The sequence below is a fragment of the Streptomyces sp. NPDC055099 genome, from assembly GCF_053607685.1.
In genome coordinates this window covers 81522-98073 of the sequence record NZ_JBSGUA010000011.1, presented here as the reverse complement: position 1 = coordinate 98073, position 16552 = coordinate 81522, and the positions used below count along the sequence as shown (strand labels likewise).

The 16552-nt window shown below is 72.6% G+C and carries 12 protein-coding genes; 6 read left to right on the top strand and 6 right to left on the bottom strand.

Features of this window, described 5'->3' with window-relative positions:
* Positions 1-14: 14 nt before the first annotated feature.
* From ACWFRU_RS25835 to ACWFRU_RS25820, 4 genes are all read right to left on the bottom strand, one after another.
* On the bottom strand, positions 15-1295 hold the full coding sequence (locus tag ACWFRU_RS25835; protein ID WP_453690556.1) for an MFS transporter: 1281 nt from the start codon (positions 1293-1295) through the stop codon (positions 15-17).
* A complete protein-coding gene (locus ACWFRU_RS25830) occupies positions 1295-2767 on the bottom strand; it encodes a CitMHS family transporter (RefSeq protein WP_453690555.1) in 1473 nt (490 codons plus the stop codon). Before ACWFRU_RS25830 ends, ACWFRU_RS25835 begins: the two co-directional genes overlap by 1 nt.
* 121 nt (positions 2768-2888) lie before the next feature.
* The gene (locus ACWFRU_RS25825; RefSeq protein WP_453690554.1) at positions 2889-5162 is read right to left on the bottom strand and encodes a molybdopterin-dependent oxidoreductase; all 2274 of its coding nucleotides are present in this window, start codon (positions 5160-5162) and stop codon (positions 2889-2891) included.
* Positions 5163-5318: 156 nt separating this feature from the next.
* Positions 5319-5951, bottom strand: a complete 633-nt coding sequence (locus tag ACWFRU_RS25820) for a TetR family transcriptional regulator (protein WP_453690553.1) — start codon at positions 5949-5951, stop codon at positions 5319-5321.
* 101 nt (positions 5952-6052) lie between these two features.
* Between ACWFRU_RS25820 and hmgA the strand changes: the two genes are divergently transcribed.
* The 3 genes from hmgA to ACWFRU_RS25805 are packed head-to-tail and all read left to right on the top strand — an operon-like array spanning position 6053 to position 9407.
* On the top strand, positions 6053-7399 hold the full coding sequence (gene hmgA / locus ACWFRU_RS25815; RefSeq protein ID WP_453690552.1) for a homogentisate 1,2-dioxygenase: 1347 nt from the start codon (positions 6053-6055) through the stop codon (positions 7397-7399).
* 34 nt (positions 7400-7433) lie between these two features.
* The gene (locus ACWFRU_RS25810; protein ID WP_453690551.1) at positions 7434-8183 is read left to right on the top strand and encodes a GntR family transcriptional regulator; all 750 of its coding nucleotides are present in this window, start codon (positions 7434-7436) and stop codon (positions 8181-8183) included.
* Positions 8184-8198: 15 nt separating this feature from the next.
* Entirely contained in the window at positions 8199-9407 is a 1209-nt protein-coding gene (locus ACWFRU_RS25805) for a type ISP restriction/modification enzyme (RefSeq protein WP_453690550.1), read from the top strand.
* 12 nt (positions 9408-9419) lie between these two features.
* Here the strand turns inward: ACWFRU_RS25805 and ACWFRU_RS25800 are convergent, their stop codons facing one another.
* On the bottom strand, positions 9420-10811 hold the full coding sequence (locus ACWFRU_RS25800; RefSeq protein WP_453690549.1) for an MFS transporter: 1392 nt from the start codon (positions 10809-10811) through the stop codon (positions 9420-9422).
* A 222-nt stretch (positions 10812-11033) separates the two neighbouring features.
* Here ACWFRU_RS25800 and ACWFRU_RS25795 point away from each other — a divergent pair, with 222 nt between their 5' ends.
* Genes ACWFRU_RS25795 through ACWFRU_RS25785 form a run of 3 tightly spaced genes read left to right on the top strand, consistent with a single transcriptional unit; the run spans position 11034 to position 15784 of the window.
* Positions 11034-12017 (top strand): zinc-binding dehydrogenase, encoded by a 984-nt coding sequence (locus tag ACWFRU_RS25795; RefSeq protein ID WP_453690548.1) that lies wholly within the window; start codon positions 11034-11036, stop codon positions 12015-12017.
* A gap of 5 nt (positions 12018-12022) precedes the next feature.
* On the top strand, positions 12023-13012 hold the full coding sequence (locus tag ACWFRU_RS25790) for an NADP-dependent oxidoreductase (RefSeq protein WP_453690729.1): 990 nt from the start codon (positions 12023-12025) through the stop codon (positions 13010-13012).
* A 9-nt stretch (positions 13013-13021) separates the two neighbouring features.
* The gene (locus ACWFRU_RS25785; protein WP_453690547.1) at positions 13022-15784 is read left to right on the top strand and encodes a helix-turn-helix transcriptional regulator; all 2763 of its coding nucleotides are present in this window, start codon (positions 13022-13024) and stop codon (positions 15782-15784) included.
* A gap of 22 nt (positions 15785-15806) precedes the next feature.
* Here the strand turns inward: ACWFRU_RS25785 and ACWFRU_RS25780 are convergent, their stop codons facing one another.
* A complete protein-coding gene (locus tag ACWFRU_RS25780) occupies positions 15807-16517 on the bottom strand; it encodes a TetR/AcrR family transcriptional regulator (protein WP_453690546.1) in 711 nt (236 codons plus the stop codon).
* Between the last annotated feature and the right edge of the window lie 35 nt (positions 16518-16552).

Here is a 16552-nt window from a genome sequence, read left to right as displayed (position 1 = left end):
ACCCGCGATCTCCTTCAGCCCCTCCGGCGTTTGAGGAGCGGGGTCTGGGGCGGAGCCCCCTCCGCGGCGGAGCCGCTGATGTCACTGCCGGGAAGGGGTGGGATTGGGGAAGGCCCCGCAGGGTTACGCCTCAGTCCCAACCCCGCCGCCACAAGCAAGAGCCCCCCGAGCATCACGAACGGGGCTGCCACACCCGCCACCCCGGCAATAAGCCCCGCCCCCGCAGGGGCAGCCACCTGCCCCAGCCGATTCCCCGTAAGCCGCAAAGCCAACGCAGTGGACCGCGCCCCCTCAGGAGCAGCCTGCACCACAGTCGTCATCGACAACGGCTGCCCGACCCCGAGACAGAACCCCAGCAACACCAGCATCACCGCCAGCCCCCACACAGGCACCGGCAACGCAACCCCCGCACACAGCAAGGCAGCCAGCAGACACGTGACGACGATCAGCGCCGTCCGCCCGAGCAGATTGATCAGCGGCGTCATCACGAGCCGACAGGCGATCGTCGCGGCGGCCCGCAGCGAGAGGAGCACGCCGACCGTGGCGGGCGCGATGCCCCGGTGCTCGCCGACCACCGGCAGATAGGCGGTGAGGATGTCCGTCGCGGAGAGCACCGCGAGGCTGATGAAGATCCCCGCGGGGACACCGCGCGTACGCAGGATGCCGAACACCGGGACCTTGTCGCCCCGCTTCGGCGAGCCCCCGCCGGAACGGACGTGCTCGATGCGCCACAGCGAGGTGAGCGCGACCGCCACGACCCCACCCGACACCAGCAGGGCGAACGCACTCGTACGCCCCATGTCCCCGCCGATGAGCGCCCCCGCCGCGATCGGCCCGATCAGCTGCCCCAGCGAGGCGCCGATCGTGAAGTGCCCGAAGTTGCGGTCCTGTTCGTCGGGGGCGGACTGCCGGGCGACGATCGACTGGGCGCCGATCACGAAGCAGAGGTGACCGAGGCCCATCACACCGCTCCAGGCGGCGAGCGGGCCGAGCGACCCCGCCGTACCGCTGAGCGCGCACCCTCCGGCGATCAGGACGACGCCGATCGGAAGGAGCGGCGCGCACCGCCCATGGTCCGTCCTGCGCCCGAGCGGTACGGCGGCGAAGAGCGGGAGCAGGGCATACACACCGGCGATGACGCCGATCGCCCGCTCGTCGGCGCCGAGCGAGAGCGCACGGTAGGAGACGGCCGGACGCGCCATCGACACCGCCCCCTGCGCGAAGCTGAAGGCGATGACGAGGCGCAGCAACCAGGCCCGGCCCGGTGGTGACGGCAGCACCGGTGTCGATGGCATCAGATGATGCCGAAGAGGATGCCGGAGGCGAGCACCACGAGCGAGGTGAGCACGGCCCATTTGACGGTGAACTTGGTGTGGTCGCCGAACTCGACCTTGGCCATGCCGACGAGGACGTACACGGCGGGCACCAGCGGGCTCGACATGTGCAGGGCCTGTCCGGCGATGGAGGCGCGGGCGATCTCCAGGGTGCCGACGCCGTGCGCCTGGCCCGCCTCGGCGAGGACCGGCAGAACGCCGAAGTAGAAGCCGTCGTTCGACATGAAGTAGGTGAGCGGCAGGGACAGGAGGCCGGTGACCAGGCCCATCTGCGGGCCCATGCCCTCCGGGATCGCGTCGACGAGCCACTTGGCCATGCTGTCGACCATGCCGGTGCCCTGGAGGACGCCGGTGAAGACGGCGGCCGCGAAGACCATGCCGGTGACGTTGAGGACGTTCTCGGCGTGGGCGCCGATCCGGGCCTTCTGGTCGGGCATGTGCGGGAAGTTGACCGTCAGGGCGAGCGCGGCGCCGAGCAGGAAGAGGACCGGGATCGGCAGCCACTCCATGATCATGGCGGTGAGCAGGACCACCGTGAGACCGGCGTTGAACCAGTAGAGCTTGGGGCGCAGGGTGGAGCGGTTCGGGTCGAGCCCCTGGAAGCCGTCGTCCTCGTCGGCGTCGTCGGAGGTGGCTCCGGCGCCGGCGCCACCGGAAGCCGAGGCGTCCGTACCCGAGCCCGCTCCCCCGGCGGTCTTCTTGATGAGCGACATGCGCCCGTCGCCACCCGCACCGGCACCGGCACCGGCACCGGCACCGGCACCCACCAGAACCGTCTCGCCCGCCGTCTCCTTCTCCAGGACCTCGTCCAGGGAGAGCATGCCGAGCCGCTTGCGCTCCCGCAGGCCCAGTACGTAGGCGAGCAGGAAGACGCAGACGAGGCCCATGGCGAGCGCCGGGATCATCGGCACGAAGATGTCGGCGGCGTCGACCTTGAGGGCGGTCGCGGCGCGAGCCGTCGGGCCGCCCCAGGGCAGGGTGTTCATGACGCCGTTGGCGGTGGCCGCGACACCCGTCATGACGACGAGGCTCATCTTGAGGCGTTTGTAGAGCGGATACATCGCCGAGACCGTGATCATGAAGGTCGTCGAGCCGTCGCCGTCGAGCGAGACGATCGCGGCGAGCAGCGCGGTGCCGACCACGATGCGCACGGGGTCCGCCTTGCAGAAGCGCAGGATGCCCCGGACGATCGGGTCGAACAGGCCGACGTCGATCATGACGCCGAAGTACACGATGGCGAACATGAGCATGGCCGCCGTGGGCGCCAGATTCCCGACGCCTTCGAGGACGTAGTCCCCGAGATGGGCTCCCTTTCCTACGAGCACGCAGAAGAGCGCGGGGATCAGCACCAGTGCCGCGATCGGCGACATCTTCTTCATCATGATCAGCACCAGGAAGGTGGCGATCATGACGAATCCGAGGATTGTCAGCATGGGGGCTACCTAACGTTCACCATCGAACTCCCACCAGGTCTGGCGGTCCGGTTGACGTTAGGACCCGTCTCGATCTGTTAACAAGATGTTGACGTGTGAGCAATAAGCGCAAAACTCCAGGTCAACGACTTGCTGCCGGAACTCCTTCCGGAACGGGGGCGGTGACGGACACCGGGAAGCCGTTGAGCACGGACGTCCCGGAGAGCGGGTCGAGCAGGGTGCCGTCCAGGAGCTGGTTCACGTTGGCCCCGGGGTTCTCGGCGGCGACGGCCAGGCGGGTGCCGGGGCGGTCGTGGCCCCAGCCGTGCGGCAGGCTGACCACTCCGGGGCGCACCGCGTCCGTCACCTCCACGGGGACGGTGAGCGAGCCTCCGGCGGCCTCCACGCGCGCGTGGCCGCCGTTCTCCAGGCCGATACGGGCCGCGTCGTCGGGGTGGACGTGCAGGGTGCAGCGGTTGGAGCCGCCGGTGAGGGCGCGCACGTTGTGCATCCAGCTGTTGTTGGAGCGCAGGTGGCGGCGGCCCACCAGGACGAGCTCGTCCGGGGCGGTGCGCAACGCGTTCGTCAGGCGCGGCAGGTCGTCCGCGATCGGGGCGGGGAAGAGCTCCACCCGGCCGCTGCGCGTCCTGAGGACCTGCGGGAGCCGGGGCTCCAGGGGCCCGAGGTCGATGCCGTGCGGGTGGGCGAGGAGCCGTTCCAAGGTCAGCCCGTCCTCGCGGGCGCCGAATCCGTCGCCGTAGGGGCCCAGGCGCAGCATCAGGTCGAGCCGCCGCTCGGGGCCGCTCTCGCCGGTGAGGAGGGCGGCCAGTTCCCCGGGGTCACGGCCGTGCACGGCGGAGTGCGGCTCGGCGACGGCCTTGCCGATGGCCTTGTCGACGACCATCGCGTCGACGGCCGCCGGGTCGGCGCCGTGCATCCCCCCGGCGGCGAGCACGAGCCGGGCCAGGATCTCGGTCTCCGCCATCCTGCCGTCCGCCAGGGGCAGAGCGGCGCGGGTGTAGCGGACCTGGTTGCGTACGGCGAATCCGTTGAAGGCGAAGTCGAAGTGCGGGCTCTGGGAGGGCGGGGGCGGCGGCAGCACCACGTGGGCGTGGCGGGAGGTCTCGTTCAGGTACGGATCGACGCTGACCATGAAGTCCAGTGAGGCCAGGGCCTTGTCGAGGCGGTCGCCGTCGGGTGCCGAGAGGACGGGGTTGGCCGCGATGGCGACGACCGCGCGGATCGCCTCGTCGCCGGGGGTGTCGATCTCCTCGGCGAGCGCGGCGATGGGCAGTTCGCCCTTGGCCTCGGGGTGCCCGCTGACGCGGCTGTGCCAGCGGCCGAGCGCGAAGCCCTTGCCGGGGCCCGCGGGGCGGGGAGCGCGGTCGGTGGCCGAGAGCGGGAAGAGGGCGCCGCCGGGCCGGTCGAGGTTGCCGGTCAGTACGTTCAGGACGTCGACCAGCCAGTTGGTGAGCGTTCCGTAGGCGACGGTGCTGGCGCCGACGCGGGCGTAGACGGCGGCGGTGGGCGCGGCGGCCAGGTCGCGGGCGAGGGCGCGGATGGTGTCGGCGGGCACGTCGCAGGCCGCGGAGACGGCGTCGGGGGTGAGGTGGCCCACGGCCTCCCGCACCTCCTCGACGCCCTCCACCTGGTCTTCGAGCGCCCCGAGGTCGGTGAGTTTCTCCTCGAAGAGGACCTGGACCATGGCGGCGAGCAGCAGCGCGTCCGTGCCGGGCCGGATCGCGAGGTGCCGGTCGGCGAGCTTGGCGGTGCGGGTGCGGCGGGGGTCGACGACGGTGAGCGTGCCGCCCCGCGCGCGCAGCGCCTTCAGCTTGCCCGGGAAGTCGGGGGCGGTGCACAGGCTGCCGTTGGAGTCCAGGGGGTTGGCGCCGAGCAGGAGCAGATGGTCGGTGCGGTCCAGGTCGGGCACGGGGATGGCGAACGCGTCGCCGAAGAGGAGCCCGCTGGAGACGTGCTTGGGCATCTGGTCGACGGTGCTCGCGGTGAAGATGTTGCGGGTGCCGAGCGAGCCGAGCAGCACGGGCGGGTAGAGGCCGCCGGCCATGGTGTGCACGTTCGGGTTGCCGAGGACCACGCCGACCGCCTGCGGCCCGTACCGCTCGATCAGGGGGCGGAGCCCGGCGGCGACGGCGTCGAACGCCTCGTCCCAGCTTGCCTCCCGGAGTACGCCGTCCTTGCGTACGAGGGGGGCCCTCAGGCGGTCGGGGTCCGCGTCGGCCTCCGGGAAGGAGGCGCCTTTGGGGCAGATGAAGCCGTGGCTGAACACGTCGTCCCGGTCCCCGCGCGCTCCGGTCACGCGCGCGGCGTCAGTGCCGTCAGGGGGCCCTTCGATGGTGAGCGTGAGCCCGCAGGTGGCTTCGCAGAGAGGGCAGATACGCAGGGCTGTGCTGGGCATGGGGACCCTCCAGGGCGGCGGCTACGGCGCACGTGCGCTCTCACCATACCGACCGGTATGCATGACGTCAGGCCCCGCGAGGGACCGGATCGCGAAACCGCGACTCCCTGGATTCGCGGAATGGCATCCCCCGGATTCGCGGGACCGGCCCCGGGTTCAGTCCAGTGAACCCGCGAAGTAGGAGTGCAGCAGGGTCCGCGTCTCGTCGATCAGGCCGGGATCGCCCGACGGGTGCGCACGGAAGGCGAGTTGGAGGACGGCGTCCACCGCCTCGACGCCGACGAGCACCGTGCGGCGCAGCTTCTCGTCCAGCGGCCGGTCGAGGTGCCCGGCGAGCAGCCCCGCCACCCGCTCGGCGACGTCCGAGTTGGCGTCGGGCATCGCGCCGGGGGCCGAGGGGATGCCGAAGTCGACCAGGCCGAAACCGGGGACGCTGCGCTTCATGGCGAGGTACTCGTCGAAGGCCGCGTCGACGGCGCCGCGCCAGTCACCGCGCTCCACTCCGGCCATACGGGCCGCCACGCGCTCTCCGTAGGCGTCGAGGTTGCGGTGGGCCAGGGCGTCGGCCATGGCGCGCTTGTTGCCGAAGAAGCGGTAGACCGAGCCGATCGGGACGCCCGCCCGGGTGGCGACGGCGCGGGTGCTCAGGTCCTCGTAGCCGACCTCGTCGAGGAGTTCGGCGCAGGCGTCGAGGATGCGGGTCAGACGCTCGGCGCTGCGCTCCTGCACGGGCACGCGGCGCAGGGTCTTAGGGGGCGGCGGGGGCTTGGGCCGATCACGGTGGGACATCCCCGGGAGAGTAGAGCACTGTTCACATTCATGGACCCCCTTGCGGAAGGAAAACGTGAATCCTACGGTGTCCCATAGGAATCGTTGACGAGGGAGCGATGATGAGCCGGGAACACACCAGCGACGCCAGCCGTGGGGACGGGAACGACCCGCGCAAGACGGCCGAGGCACTGACGTACCTCTCCGGCTTCGGCAACGAACACAGCTCCGAAGCAGTGCCCGGCGCCCTGCCGCACGGCCGGAACTCGCCCCAGCGCGCCCCCCTCGGCCTGTACGCGGAGCAGCTGAGCGGCACCGCCTTCACCGAGCCCCGCGCGCACAACCGCCGCTCCTGGCTCTACCGCATCCGCCCCTCGGCCGCGCACCCTGCGTTCACCCGCGTGGACAACGGCGCCCTGCGGACGGCGCCCTTCACCGAGACGCCCGACCCCAACCGCCTGCGCTGGAACCCGCTGCCCGACCCCGCCCCCGGCACCGACTTCCTCGCGGGCCTGTGGACCCTGGGCGGCAACGGAGACGCCACCCAGCGCACCGGCATGGCCGTGCACCTCTATCACGCCAACTCCTCCATGCGGGACCGGGTGTTCAGCGACTCGGACGGCGAACTCCTCGTCGTACCCGAGCAGGGCGGCCTGCTCCTTCGCACCGAGTTCGGCCTGCTGCGCGCCGAGCCGGGCGAGGTCGCGCTCATCCCGCGTGGGGTGCGCTTCCGCGTGGAACTGCTGGACGGGACCGCGCGCGGCTATGTGTGCGAGAACTACGGGGCCGCCTTCCAGCTCCCCGACCTGGGCCCGATCGGCGCGAACGGCCTCGCGAACGCACGGGACTTCAGGGCCCCGGTCGCCGCGTACGAGGACGAGGACCGCCCGGTGGAGGTCGTGAACAAGTTCTGCGGCAACCTGTGGCAGGCGACCTACGACCACTCGCCGCTCGACGTCGTCGCCTGGCACGGCAACCACGTCCCGTACGTGTACGACCTGCACCGCTTCAACGTCATCGGCACCATCAGCTACGACCACCCGGACCCGTCGATCTTCACGGTCCTCACCTCGCCGTCCGACACCCCGGGCCTCGCGGGCGTCGACTTCGTGGTCTTCGCGCCGCGCTGGCTGGTCGGCGAGAACACCTTCCGGCCGCCGTACTTCCACCGGAACGTGATGAGCGAGTACATGGGCCTGATCGAGGGCGCGTACGACGCGAAAGCGGAGGGTTTCGTGCCCGGCGGCGGCTCCCTGCACAACATGATGTCGGCGCACGGCCCCGACCGCGACACCTTCGAGAAGGCCTCGGCCGCCGAGCTGAAGCCCCAGAAGATCGACGACGGGCTTGCCTTCATGTTCGAGACGCGCTGGCCGGTGACCGCGACCGAACAGGCAGCTCAGGCCGCCCATCTGCAGCGCGGATACGACGATGTGTGGGAGGGTCTGGAGCGCCATTTTCGAAACTGATCGGCAACTGGTCGGCAACTGATTCGGAGAGACCGTGACCGCTTTCGCCCCGGACTCGATCGTCCTGAATCGCAAGCTGCCGCTCTGGTATCAGGTGTCGCAGTCCTTGCGCGCCTCGATACTCGGCCGTACTCCCGATGCCCCGCTCCGGCTGCCCACCGAGGAGCAGCTGGCGGGGCACTACGGCGTGAGCGTCCTGACCATGCGCCAGGCGCTCAAGGAGCTGGAGGACGAGGGTCTGATTACCCGGCACCGGCGGCGCGGCACGTTCATCGAGCCCAGCGCCCAGCGCGGCTCACCGGTCCGGCTGCTCGGCTCGGTCGACGCGATCGTGGCCCAGCAGTCGGGCATGAGCACGCACCTGCTCGCGCACGGCACGGCCCCGGTCCCCGGCGAACTCACCGAGCACTTCCCCGACCTGACCGAGGTGGCGACGTACCACCGGCTGCGCAGCGACGAGAAGACGGGCGAACCGACCAATCACGCCCATAACTACATACGTCCCGAACTCGCGGACCGCGTCGACCTCGACGACCTGGCGCGCTGGCCCATGACCAAGGTCCTGCGCGATGTCGTGGGCGTCCGCATCAGCCGCATCACCGACACCGTCGAGGCCACGCTCGCCGACCCGGAGACGGCCCGCCTCCTCGAAGTGCCGCTGCTCAGCCCGATCCTGCACTACACGGGCATCACGTACGACGAGGACGGCCGCGCCCTGGACGTGGCGCGCATCCACTACCGCGGGGACCGCTTCTCCTTCACGGTCACCCTCGACGCGACGTAAGGGTCTCGACGTACGATGCCGGGCGTGACGCACGACGAAGCGCCGCTGCTCGCGGACCTCATGCCGTGGTCCGTCGCACCGCTCCGGCCGGGCCGCGGGTGGCCGATGGGACCGGACGCCGCATCCCTCAGAGCCCGTTGGGCCGCGTTCGTGCGGGCGGACGCGGCGGAACGCGAGAAGCTGCTCTTCCCCTCGCGCTCACGCACCCTGCACACCGCGGTCGCCCAACTCCCGGGCCACCCGGGCGGCACGGTCCCCCTGTCCGCCGAGTCCGGTCCCTGCCCCGAGCCGGTGCGGGTCCTGCACGGTCCCTTCGACGAGCAGTGGCTGATCCCGGACCACCGGCTGATCGACGCGGCCCGCCCGGAGCTGTGGCGGGTCGCGGGCGAGGGTCAGCTCTTCCTCGTCGAGCAGGGTCACGTCGCCGGTTCCACGGGTCCCGCGGTCCTTGCCTCCGCCGTGCTGCCGGACGGGCGCTCCCCCGCCGGGCGGCCGGGGCGCATCCGCCCGCTGTTCCGCCGCCCCGGCGGCGACGAACCCAATGCGGCGCCCGGCCTGCTCGCCCACCTCTCCGCGACACTCGGCACGGACGTCGGCGCCGGTGACCTCCTCGCCTGGACGCTGGCCGTCGCGCAGGCGTCACCGGCCGGGTGCCGGGTGCCGCTGACGTCCGACGCGGAGCTCTGGGCGCGGGGCACGGAGCTGGGGCGCCGCATGCTCGCGCTCCAGGCCCGCGGTGAAGGATCACGGCCGAAGCTTCCCGGTGGCCGGCGGCCCTACGTCCGGGCACCCCTGCCCGCCCGCCCCGCCGAGGTCGCGTACGACGCCGACGAGGAGGCCCTGTGCGTGGACGCGGGCCGCATCTCACCGGTGCCGCGGGAGGCGTGGGACTTCGAGGTGAGCGGGGTGCGTGTCCTCGAGCTGTGGTTCGCGCGGCGTACGGAGACGGGCGAGGCGGGCTCCCTGGAGGCGATCCGTCCGAAGGAGTGGCCGCAGACCTGGACGTCCGAGCTCCTGGAGCTGATCACGGCACTCGCGCTCCTCGCGGAACTCCGGCCGCTCCAGGAGGAGTTGACGCGTTCGCTGAAGTCTTCCGGTCCCGGCATCTCCGCGGACGAGCTGCACCGGGCGGGCGTACTCCCCGTACCCGAGGCGGCCCGCCGTCCGGCATCGGTTCTCGATCACCACGAGGAGGGCCCGGGCGGCCAGTTCGCCCTCATCTGACCCCGGCCGGGGTCACGTGGCCCGCGCCTCGCGGGAGCCGCCGCCGGAGGCGAGCAACGCCACCAGACCGGCCACCTGCAGCAGGACCAGTGTGACGACCCCGGCCCGGAAGCCGTCCGCCCCTCCGCCGCCCAGGCCGTACGCGAGGGCCGCCACCGCCGGGCCGACGGTGAAGCCGAGGGTGCGGAACGTGTTGCCGACCCCGCCGCTCGTGCCCACCAGATCGGGGGGCGCGGCGGCCAGGATCGAGGCGTTCACCGGGGTGCCGAACAGCGCCTGACCCACGCCGATCACGGCCAGCCGCCAGCCGATGTCGAACAGCCCGGAGCCGGGCCCAAGAGTCAGCATGCTCAACAGGCCGCCGATGACCAGGAGCAGCCCTGCCGCCCCGAGGAATCTGCCGGGCAGCCGGTCGGCGAGCTGACCGCTGAGCGGCGAGGACACGGCCACGGCGCCGATGAAGAAGACCATCGCGAGGCCGGTCATGGCGGCGCTCCCGTGCAGGACGTCGGCGACGTAGAACGGCAGCAGGAAGTAGGAGAGCCCCACGAACGTGCCGGTCAGCAGGAGCGAGAGGACGGGGAGACCGATGGCCCTGCGCCGCAGCAGGCCGGTCACCGGGCGCGCCGAGCGCAGCCGCGTCCACCACAGCGCGAGCGCGGCCGCGGCCACCGCGAACAGCGCCGCGACGAGGGGCTGTTCGGCCTCCACCCGGTCGAAGGCCACCAGGAGCGCGGTCACCGAGCCGCCCAGGACCAGGCCGTCTCCCACCAGGGACCGGTCGGGCCGGGAGAGCCCGCGGCCGGTGGAGGGGATGTGCCGCGCCCCCAGCCAGATCACGAGGATCAGGACCGGCACCTTCATCAGCAGCACGGGCCGCCAGCCGTACGCGTCCGCGACGATCCCGCCGAGGGACGAGCCGCCCATCGACCCGATCGGCATGATCGTGGCGATGTAGCCCATCGCGCGGCCCCGCTGCTCCGGCCGTACGACGGCGGCGACCACCGGCAGATAGACCGCGACGGCAAGCGCCCCCGCGACGCCCTGGAGGACGCGGGCGGCGAGCAGCACGGGGAGGTTCGGCGCGGCGGCCGCGAGGACGCTGGTGAGTCCGATGGCCGGGACGGAGAAGAGGAACACCGCGCGGAGGTCGACGCGGTCGGCCCACCGCCCGGCGGGGATCGCGAGGGCGGCTGTCGGCAGGGCGTAGGCAAGGAGCACCCACTGGGTCGCGGAGGTCCCGACACCGAGGTCCGCGCCGATCGCGGGCAGCGTCACGGAGGAGAGGCTCAGCTCCAGGGTGACCATCAGCATGGCGAGCGCCATGACGGCGACCGGCGTCCAGCGGGTCTTGGTGAGGCCGGTTCCGGCAGGAGGCGTGGTGTCACGGGTCGCGTGCGTCATGGGGTTGACGCTAGGAATCGGGGCCCGTGCGCCGCCTCTGTCGTACGACTGGGGTGACCGGCAGGGCCCACCCCAGTCATCGCCCGGTCACCACCCGGTCACGGCCCAGTCATGCTCCCGGTCACCTGACAGAGGCCCCGGAGCCGGTCCTCTCCGTAGCTTTCCCGGTGTCGGCGAGAACCACCCGCCGCCTCATCTCCCTACGACGAGAGCGAGTCGACCATGCGAGCGATCCGGCTGCACGCCTTCGGCGGGCCCGAGAACCTGCGGTACGAGGAGGTCGCCGATCCGGAGCCAGGGCCCGGCCAGGTACGTGTCGCGGTCAAGGCCGCGGGGGTCCACCTCCTGGACACCGCGCTCCAGAAGGGGGCGGCAGACGAACTCCCCTTCCCGATGCCGGAGTTGCCGATGACGCCCGGCCGGGAGGTGGCAGGCGTGGTCGACGCCCTCGGCGAGGGAGTGGACGAGGAGTGGCTCGGCAGGCGGGTGGTGACGCATCTGGGCCTGGTCAACGCGGGCTACGCGGAGCTGGCCGTACGGGAGACGGACGCCCTGTTCGCCCTGCCCGAGCAGCTCTCCTACGAGGCCGCGATCGCCATGGTCGGCACCGGCCGGATGGCCCTCGGCGTCCTGCACGTCGCCGCGCTCGAACCCGACGACGTGGCTCTGGTGACGGCCGCCGCCGGCGGCATCGGCACCCTCCTCGTGCAGGCCGCGAGGAACGCGGGCGTGACCGTGGTGGGCGCGGCGGGAGGTCCCGAGAAGACCGCGCGGGTCCGTGAGCTCGGCGCGGACGTGGCCGTCGACTACAACGAGCCCGACTGGCCGGAGAAGGTGCGCACGGCGCTCGGCGGCCGCGAGGTGAGCGTCGCCTTCGACAGCGTGGGCGGTGACGCGGGGCGTGCCGCGCTCGAACTCCTGGGCTTCGGCGGCCGGTTCGTGATGTACGGCTGGTCCTCGGGCGCGCCCACGGAACTGGGCACGAAGGACCTCCAGAGCAGGCTCCTGACGGCGACGTACGCACTCGGCCCGCGGATCGCGCGGGTCCCCGGCGGCCTGCGGGGCCTCCAGGAGCGGGCGCTGGAGGAGGCGGCACGCGGCACGCTCGTACCGGCGGTGACGACGTTCCCGTTGCGGGACGCGGGGGCGGCGCATGCGGCGCTGCTGGGCCGGAAGACGGTGGGAAAGGTGGTGCTCACGCCGTGAACACGATGCGAGCCGCCGCGTTCGCGGCACACGGCCCGGCGGAGGTGCTGCGTCCGGTCGATCTGCCCGTCCCCGAGCCCGGTCCGGGCGAGGTTCGTGTACGGGTGCGGGCGGCCGGCGTGATGCCCTTCGACATCGGGCTGCGGAAGGGCGAGATCCGGCCGCCGGGGGTGGTGTTCCCCGTGGTGCCGGGCAATGAGTTCGCGGGCACGGTCGACGCGACAGGCGCCGGGGTGAGCGGCTTCGGGCCGGGCGATCCGGTGCTCGGCTTCTCCTTGCTCGGCTCGTACGCGGAGTACGTCGTCGTGCCGGAGGGGAATCTGGTCGCCAAGCCGGACGCGATGGAGTGGGCGGTGGCGGGCGGCTTCTCGGGTAACGCGCAGGGCGCGCACATGGCGCTGAGCGCGATGCGGGTGGGCGCGGGCGACACGGTCCTGGTCAACGCGGCGGCAGGCGGACTCGGCACGCTGGCGGTGCAGTTGGCGCGGGCGTGGGGCGCGACGACGGTGATCGGCACGGCGAGCGAGGCCAACCACGACCATCTGCGGTCGCTGGGCGCGATTCCCGTGACGTACGGGGAGGGCCTGGAGGAGCGGGTGCGCGCGATCGCCCCGGAGGGCGTGGACGCGGCGCTCGACGGTGCGGGAGGGGCAGCGCTGCGCGCCTCGGCGGCGGTGGCGAAGCACCCCGACCGGGTCATCACGATGGTCGACACTGAGGAGGCCCGCCGCCTGGGCCTGCCCGAACTGACCGGCACGAGAACGGCGTCCCGCCTCGCGGACATGACGACCCTGTACGCGAAGGGGGCGCTGCGGGTCCACATCCGGGCGCAGTACCCACTGGAGCGGGCGGCGGACGCACAGCGGGAGGTGGAAGGGGGGCATGGCCGGGGCAAGGTGATTCTGCGCTCCGGGGTAACGGGTGGGCAGGTGGGAGAGATCCGCCGCGAAGCGGGCGGAACAGACGGCGGCGGGCCAAGGCAGGCGCCCCGTTAAGGTCAAGCCATGCTCTACGGACGCGGCGACGAAATCGCCCAGCTGGACGCCCTGTTGGCCCAGGCCCGGCAGGGCCACAGCGCTGCCCTCGTCGTGCGAGGAGAGGCCGGCATCGGCAAGTCCGCCCTCCTCGCGCACGCCGCGGCCACCGCAAGGAGCCATGACACCCGCCTGCTGCAAGCAACCGGCATCGAGGCCGAGAGCGAACTCCCCTTCGCCGGGCTGCACCTGCTCCTGCACCGCGTGACCGACCGGATCGACGCCCTGCCGGAGCCGCAGGCCAAGGCGCTCCGCGCGGCACTCGGTCTCGCTCCGAGCGCGCGGGCGGACCGCTTCCTCATCGGCCTGGCCGTGCTGACCCTCCTCGCAGACCTCGCCGACGAGGCAGGCTCCCTCCTCTGCCTGGTCGACGACGCCCAGTGGCTCGACCAGGCATCCGCGGACGCCCTCCTCTTCGCCGCCCGGCGCCTCGCCGCCGACGGTGTGGTGATGCTGTTCGCCGCGCGCGACGCCCACGCACCGCCCTTCCCCGCCGAGGGCCTGCCCGAGCTGCGGCTCACCGGCCTGGACGACGAGACCGCCGGGGATCTCCTCGCCGAACACGCGGGCGATCTCCCCCGCTACGTACGCGAACAGATCCGCGCCGAGTCCGGCGGCAACCCGCTCGCCCTGCGCGAGCTGCCCGCCGCCCAGCGCGAGGGCCACATACCCGGCTACGGCGGCCACTTGAGCTCCCTGCCGAGCCACTCCCGCCTCCTGCGGACCTTCGCGGACCGGATGTCGTCGCTGCCCCGGGCCACCCGCACCCTGCTCGTGATCGCGGCGGCCGAAGGCACCGGCGACCTGACCGTGACGGCGGCCGCAGCGAGCCGGCTCGGCGCCGGAGTCACCGATCTGGAGCCCGCCGAACGCAAGGAACTGCTCAGCCTGGACGGCGGACGCCTCACTTTCCGGCACCCCATGATCCGCGCCGCCGCCTACCAGAGCGCCCCGGCCGGCGACCGGATCGCCGCACACCGCGCACTGGCCGACGCCCTGCCCTGCGTGGGCAACGTGGACCGCCGCGCCTGGCATCTGGCGGCCGCCACCACGGAGCCCGACGAGTACGTCGCCGGTGTCCTGGAGCAGACCGCCGAACACGCGCGATCCCGCGGCGGCTACGCGGCCGTCGCAGCCGCCTGCGAACGCGCCGCCCAGCTCAGCCCGGACGGCGCGCACCGCGCCCGGCGCCTCGCGCTCGCCGCGTCGGCCGCCGCGGACGCGGGCCACAACGAACGCGCCGCCGAACTGGCCCTGCGCGCCGCCCCGCACCTGACCGACCCGGCCGTCCTCGCGCAGCTCGCGCAGGTGCGCGCCGCCGTGGCCCGCGAACAGGGCCGCCTTGAGGCCTCGTACTCGGTGCTCCTGGACACGGCCGCCGACATCGCCCCGCACGCGCCTCAGACGGCGGCGTTCATGGCGTACGAGGCGATGACCGCCGCCTGGCTCTCCGGGCACCGGCAGTCGATCGACGAGATGAGCCACCGGATCGCCGGACTCGACCTCAATACTCCCCCGCACGCCCTGCCTTATCTGCCGGCCGCCGAGGGTCTCGCCCGGCTCGCGGCGGGCGATCCGGGCAGCGGGCTCCCGCCGCTGCGCGCGCTGTTCGACAGCCTGCGGGCCGAGCGGCACGACGCCGGGCACACCTTGCGCGAACGCGTCTCGATCGCCTCCTGGTTCTCGCCGCTCGGCGCGCTGGAGACCGGCAACGACCTCGCCGCCGAGCTGGAACGCGAGTGCCGTGAGCAGGGCGCTCTGGGCCCGCTGCCGCTCGTGCTCCTCCTGCGCACCCGGGCGCGGATCTTCCTGGGCCGCCACAGCTGTGCCCTGATGGGCGCGACGGAGGGCCTGCGGATCGCCCAGGACACCGGACAGCCGCACTATGTGGGCCAGTTGACGGGCATCCTCGCCTATCTCGCCGCGCTCGACGGCGACGAGGAGCGCTGCCGCGAGCTCGCGGCCAAGGGTGATCTGCGGCAGGTGCTGCCCGGCCAGGTGTGGGGCGGGATCGCGGTCGCCATGCTGGAACTCGGCCTCGGCCACCACGAGGCCGCGCTGCGGGCGTACGAGGACGTGGCGGCGAGCCCGTCCGGCCACACGATCGTCGTCCTGTACTGCGTGCCGGACCGGGTCGAGGCAGCCGTCCGGTCCGGGAAGGCGGATTCCGTACGGGACCCGGCGAGGGCGTTCGGTGAGTGGGCCGACCACTCGGGCGCTGCCTGGGCGCGGGCGCTGGCCGCCCGCTGCCGTGCGCTGCTCGCCCCGGAGACGGAGGCGCAGGCCGCGTACGAGGAGGCCCTCGCGCTGCACGTCGACGACAGCCGCCCCTTCGAACGGGCCCGCACGGAGCTGCTCTTCGGGGAGTGGCTGCGCCGTGCGGGCCGCAGGAGCGAGGCCCGTGTGCCGTTGCGCTCGGCCCTGGACACCTTCGAGCTGCTGGCGTCGCCGCCGTGGGCCGAGCGGGCCCGCGCGGAGCTGCGGGCGACCGGCGAGAGCAGGGCGCGGCACGTCGGCGACGAGGCGCCCCTGGAACGACTCACCCCGCAGGAGCGGCAGGTCGTGCGCCTCGCGGCGACCGGCATGACCAACCGGGACATCGGCGCCCAGCTCTTCCTGTCGCCGCGCACGGTGGGGTACCACCTCTACAACGCCTATCCGAAGCTGGGCGTGGCATCGCGCGGCGAGCTGGCCCGCCTGCGGTTCCGGGACCAGGAGGAGGCCACGGCCTGAGCGTCGGCGTCGGCGTCGGCGCTCAGGCGAACGAGTCCAGGAGCCGGTTCAGCATCCGGTCGAAGAGCTCCTCGGCGTCCCCGGGCGCGGGCCCCTCCGCCAGTGCCTCCGCGAGACGCGGATAGGCCCCACCGGCGACCTGTCCCGCGAGGTACGCGAACCGCACCTGCTGCTCCTGCTCCTCGGTCCATGGCAGGGCCCGCGCGCGCTCCGCCATGGCGAACTCGTTGACGACGTACGTCATGACCGAGCCGTTGATCATCCCGATGAGTTCCATCTTGGTGCCGTAGGGCGCGTCGAGGCCCTCCAGTGCGCCGAGGCAGTGCTCCAGGTAGCGCAGGGCGTTCGGGCTGAAGCCGTACAGCGTCGACATGATCCGCGGCAGCCACGGGTGGCGCCGCATGATCGCGCGCGTCTGGCGGCCGAGCGCCAGCATCTCGGCGCGCCAGTCACTGCCCGGCGGTCCGGCGGGCAGCACGTACTCGCCGCTCACCGCGTCGACCATCAGTTCGTTCAGGTCTTCCTTGCGCGGCACGTAGTTGTAGAGCGACATGGTGCCGCAGCCCAGCTCGGCCGCGACCCTGCGCATGGAGAGCGCGTCGATGCCGTCCGCGTCGGCGATACGGACGGCCGCCGCCGCGATGTCCGCCCTGCTGTACGCGGGCTTCGGGCCACGGCCCGCACGCTCGGGGCGCGCCCAGATCACTTCCGGTTCGGCCGCTCGGCCCGCCATTGATCATCACCTCGCCCACCATGTTAGTTACGTAC

Excerpts from the sequence above, each read along its gene's own strand:
- ACWFRU_RS25835 (WP_453690556.1), bottom strand. The coding sequence starts at position 1,295 with ATGCCATCGACACCGGTGCTGCCGTCACCACCGGGCCGGGCCTGGTTG.
- ACWFRU_RS25830 (WP_453690555.1), bottom strand. The coding sequence starts at position 2,767 with ATGCTGACAATCCTCGGATTCGTCATGATCGCCACCTTCCTGGTGCTG.
- ACWFRU_RS25825 (WP_453690554.1), bottom strand. The coding sequence starts at position 5,162 with ATGCCCAGCACAGCCCTGCGTATCTGCCCTCTCTGCGAAGCCACCTGC.
- ACWFRU_RS25820 (WP_453690553.1), bottom strand. The coding sequence starts at position 5,951 with ATGTCCCACCGTGATCGGCCCAAGCCCCCGCCGCCCCCTAAGACCCTG.
- hmgA (WP_453690552.1), top strand. The coding sequence starts at position 6,053 with ATGAGCCGGGAACACACCAGCGACGCCAGCCGTGGGGACGGGAACGAC.
- ACWFRU_RS25805 (WP_453690550.1), top strand. The coding sequence starts at position 8,199 with ATGCCGGGCGTGACGCACGACGAAGCGCCGCTGCTCGCGGACCTCATG.
- ACWFRU_RS25800 (WP_453690549.1), bottom strand. The coding sequence starts at position 10,811 with ATGACGCACGCGACCCGTGACACCACGCCTCCTGCCGGAACCGGCCTC.
- ACWFRU_RS25795 (WP_453690548.1), top strand. The coding sequence starts at position 11,034 with ATGCGAGCGATCCGGCTGCACGCCTTCGGCGGGCCCGAGAACCTGCGG.
- ACWFRU_RS25790 (WP_453690729.1), top strand. The coding sequence starts at position 12,023 with ATGCGAGCCGCCGCGTTCGCGGCACACGGCCCGGCGGAGGTGCTGCGT.
- ACWFRU_RS25785 (WP_453690547.1), top strand. The coding sequence starts at position 13,022 with ATGCTCTACGGACGCGGCGACGAAATCGCCCAGCTGGACGCCCTGTTG.
- ACWFRU_RS25780 (WP_453690546.1), bottom strand. The coding sequence starts at position 16,517 with ATGGCGGGCCGAGCGGCCGAACCGGAAGTGATCTGGGCGCGCCCCGAG.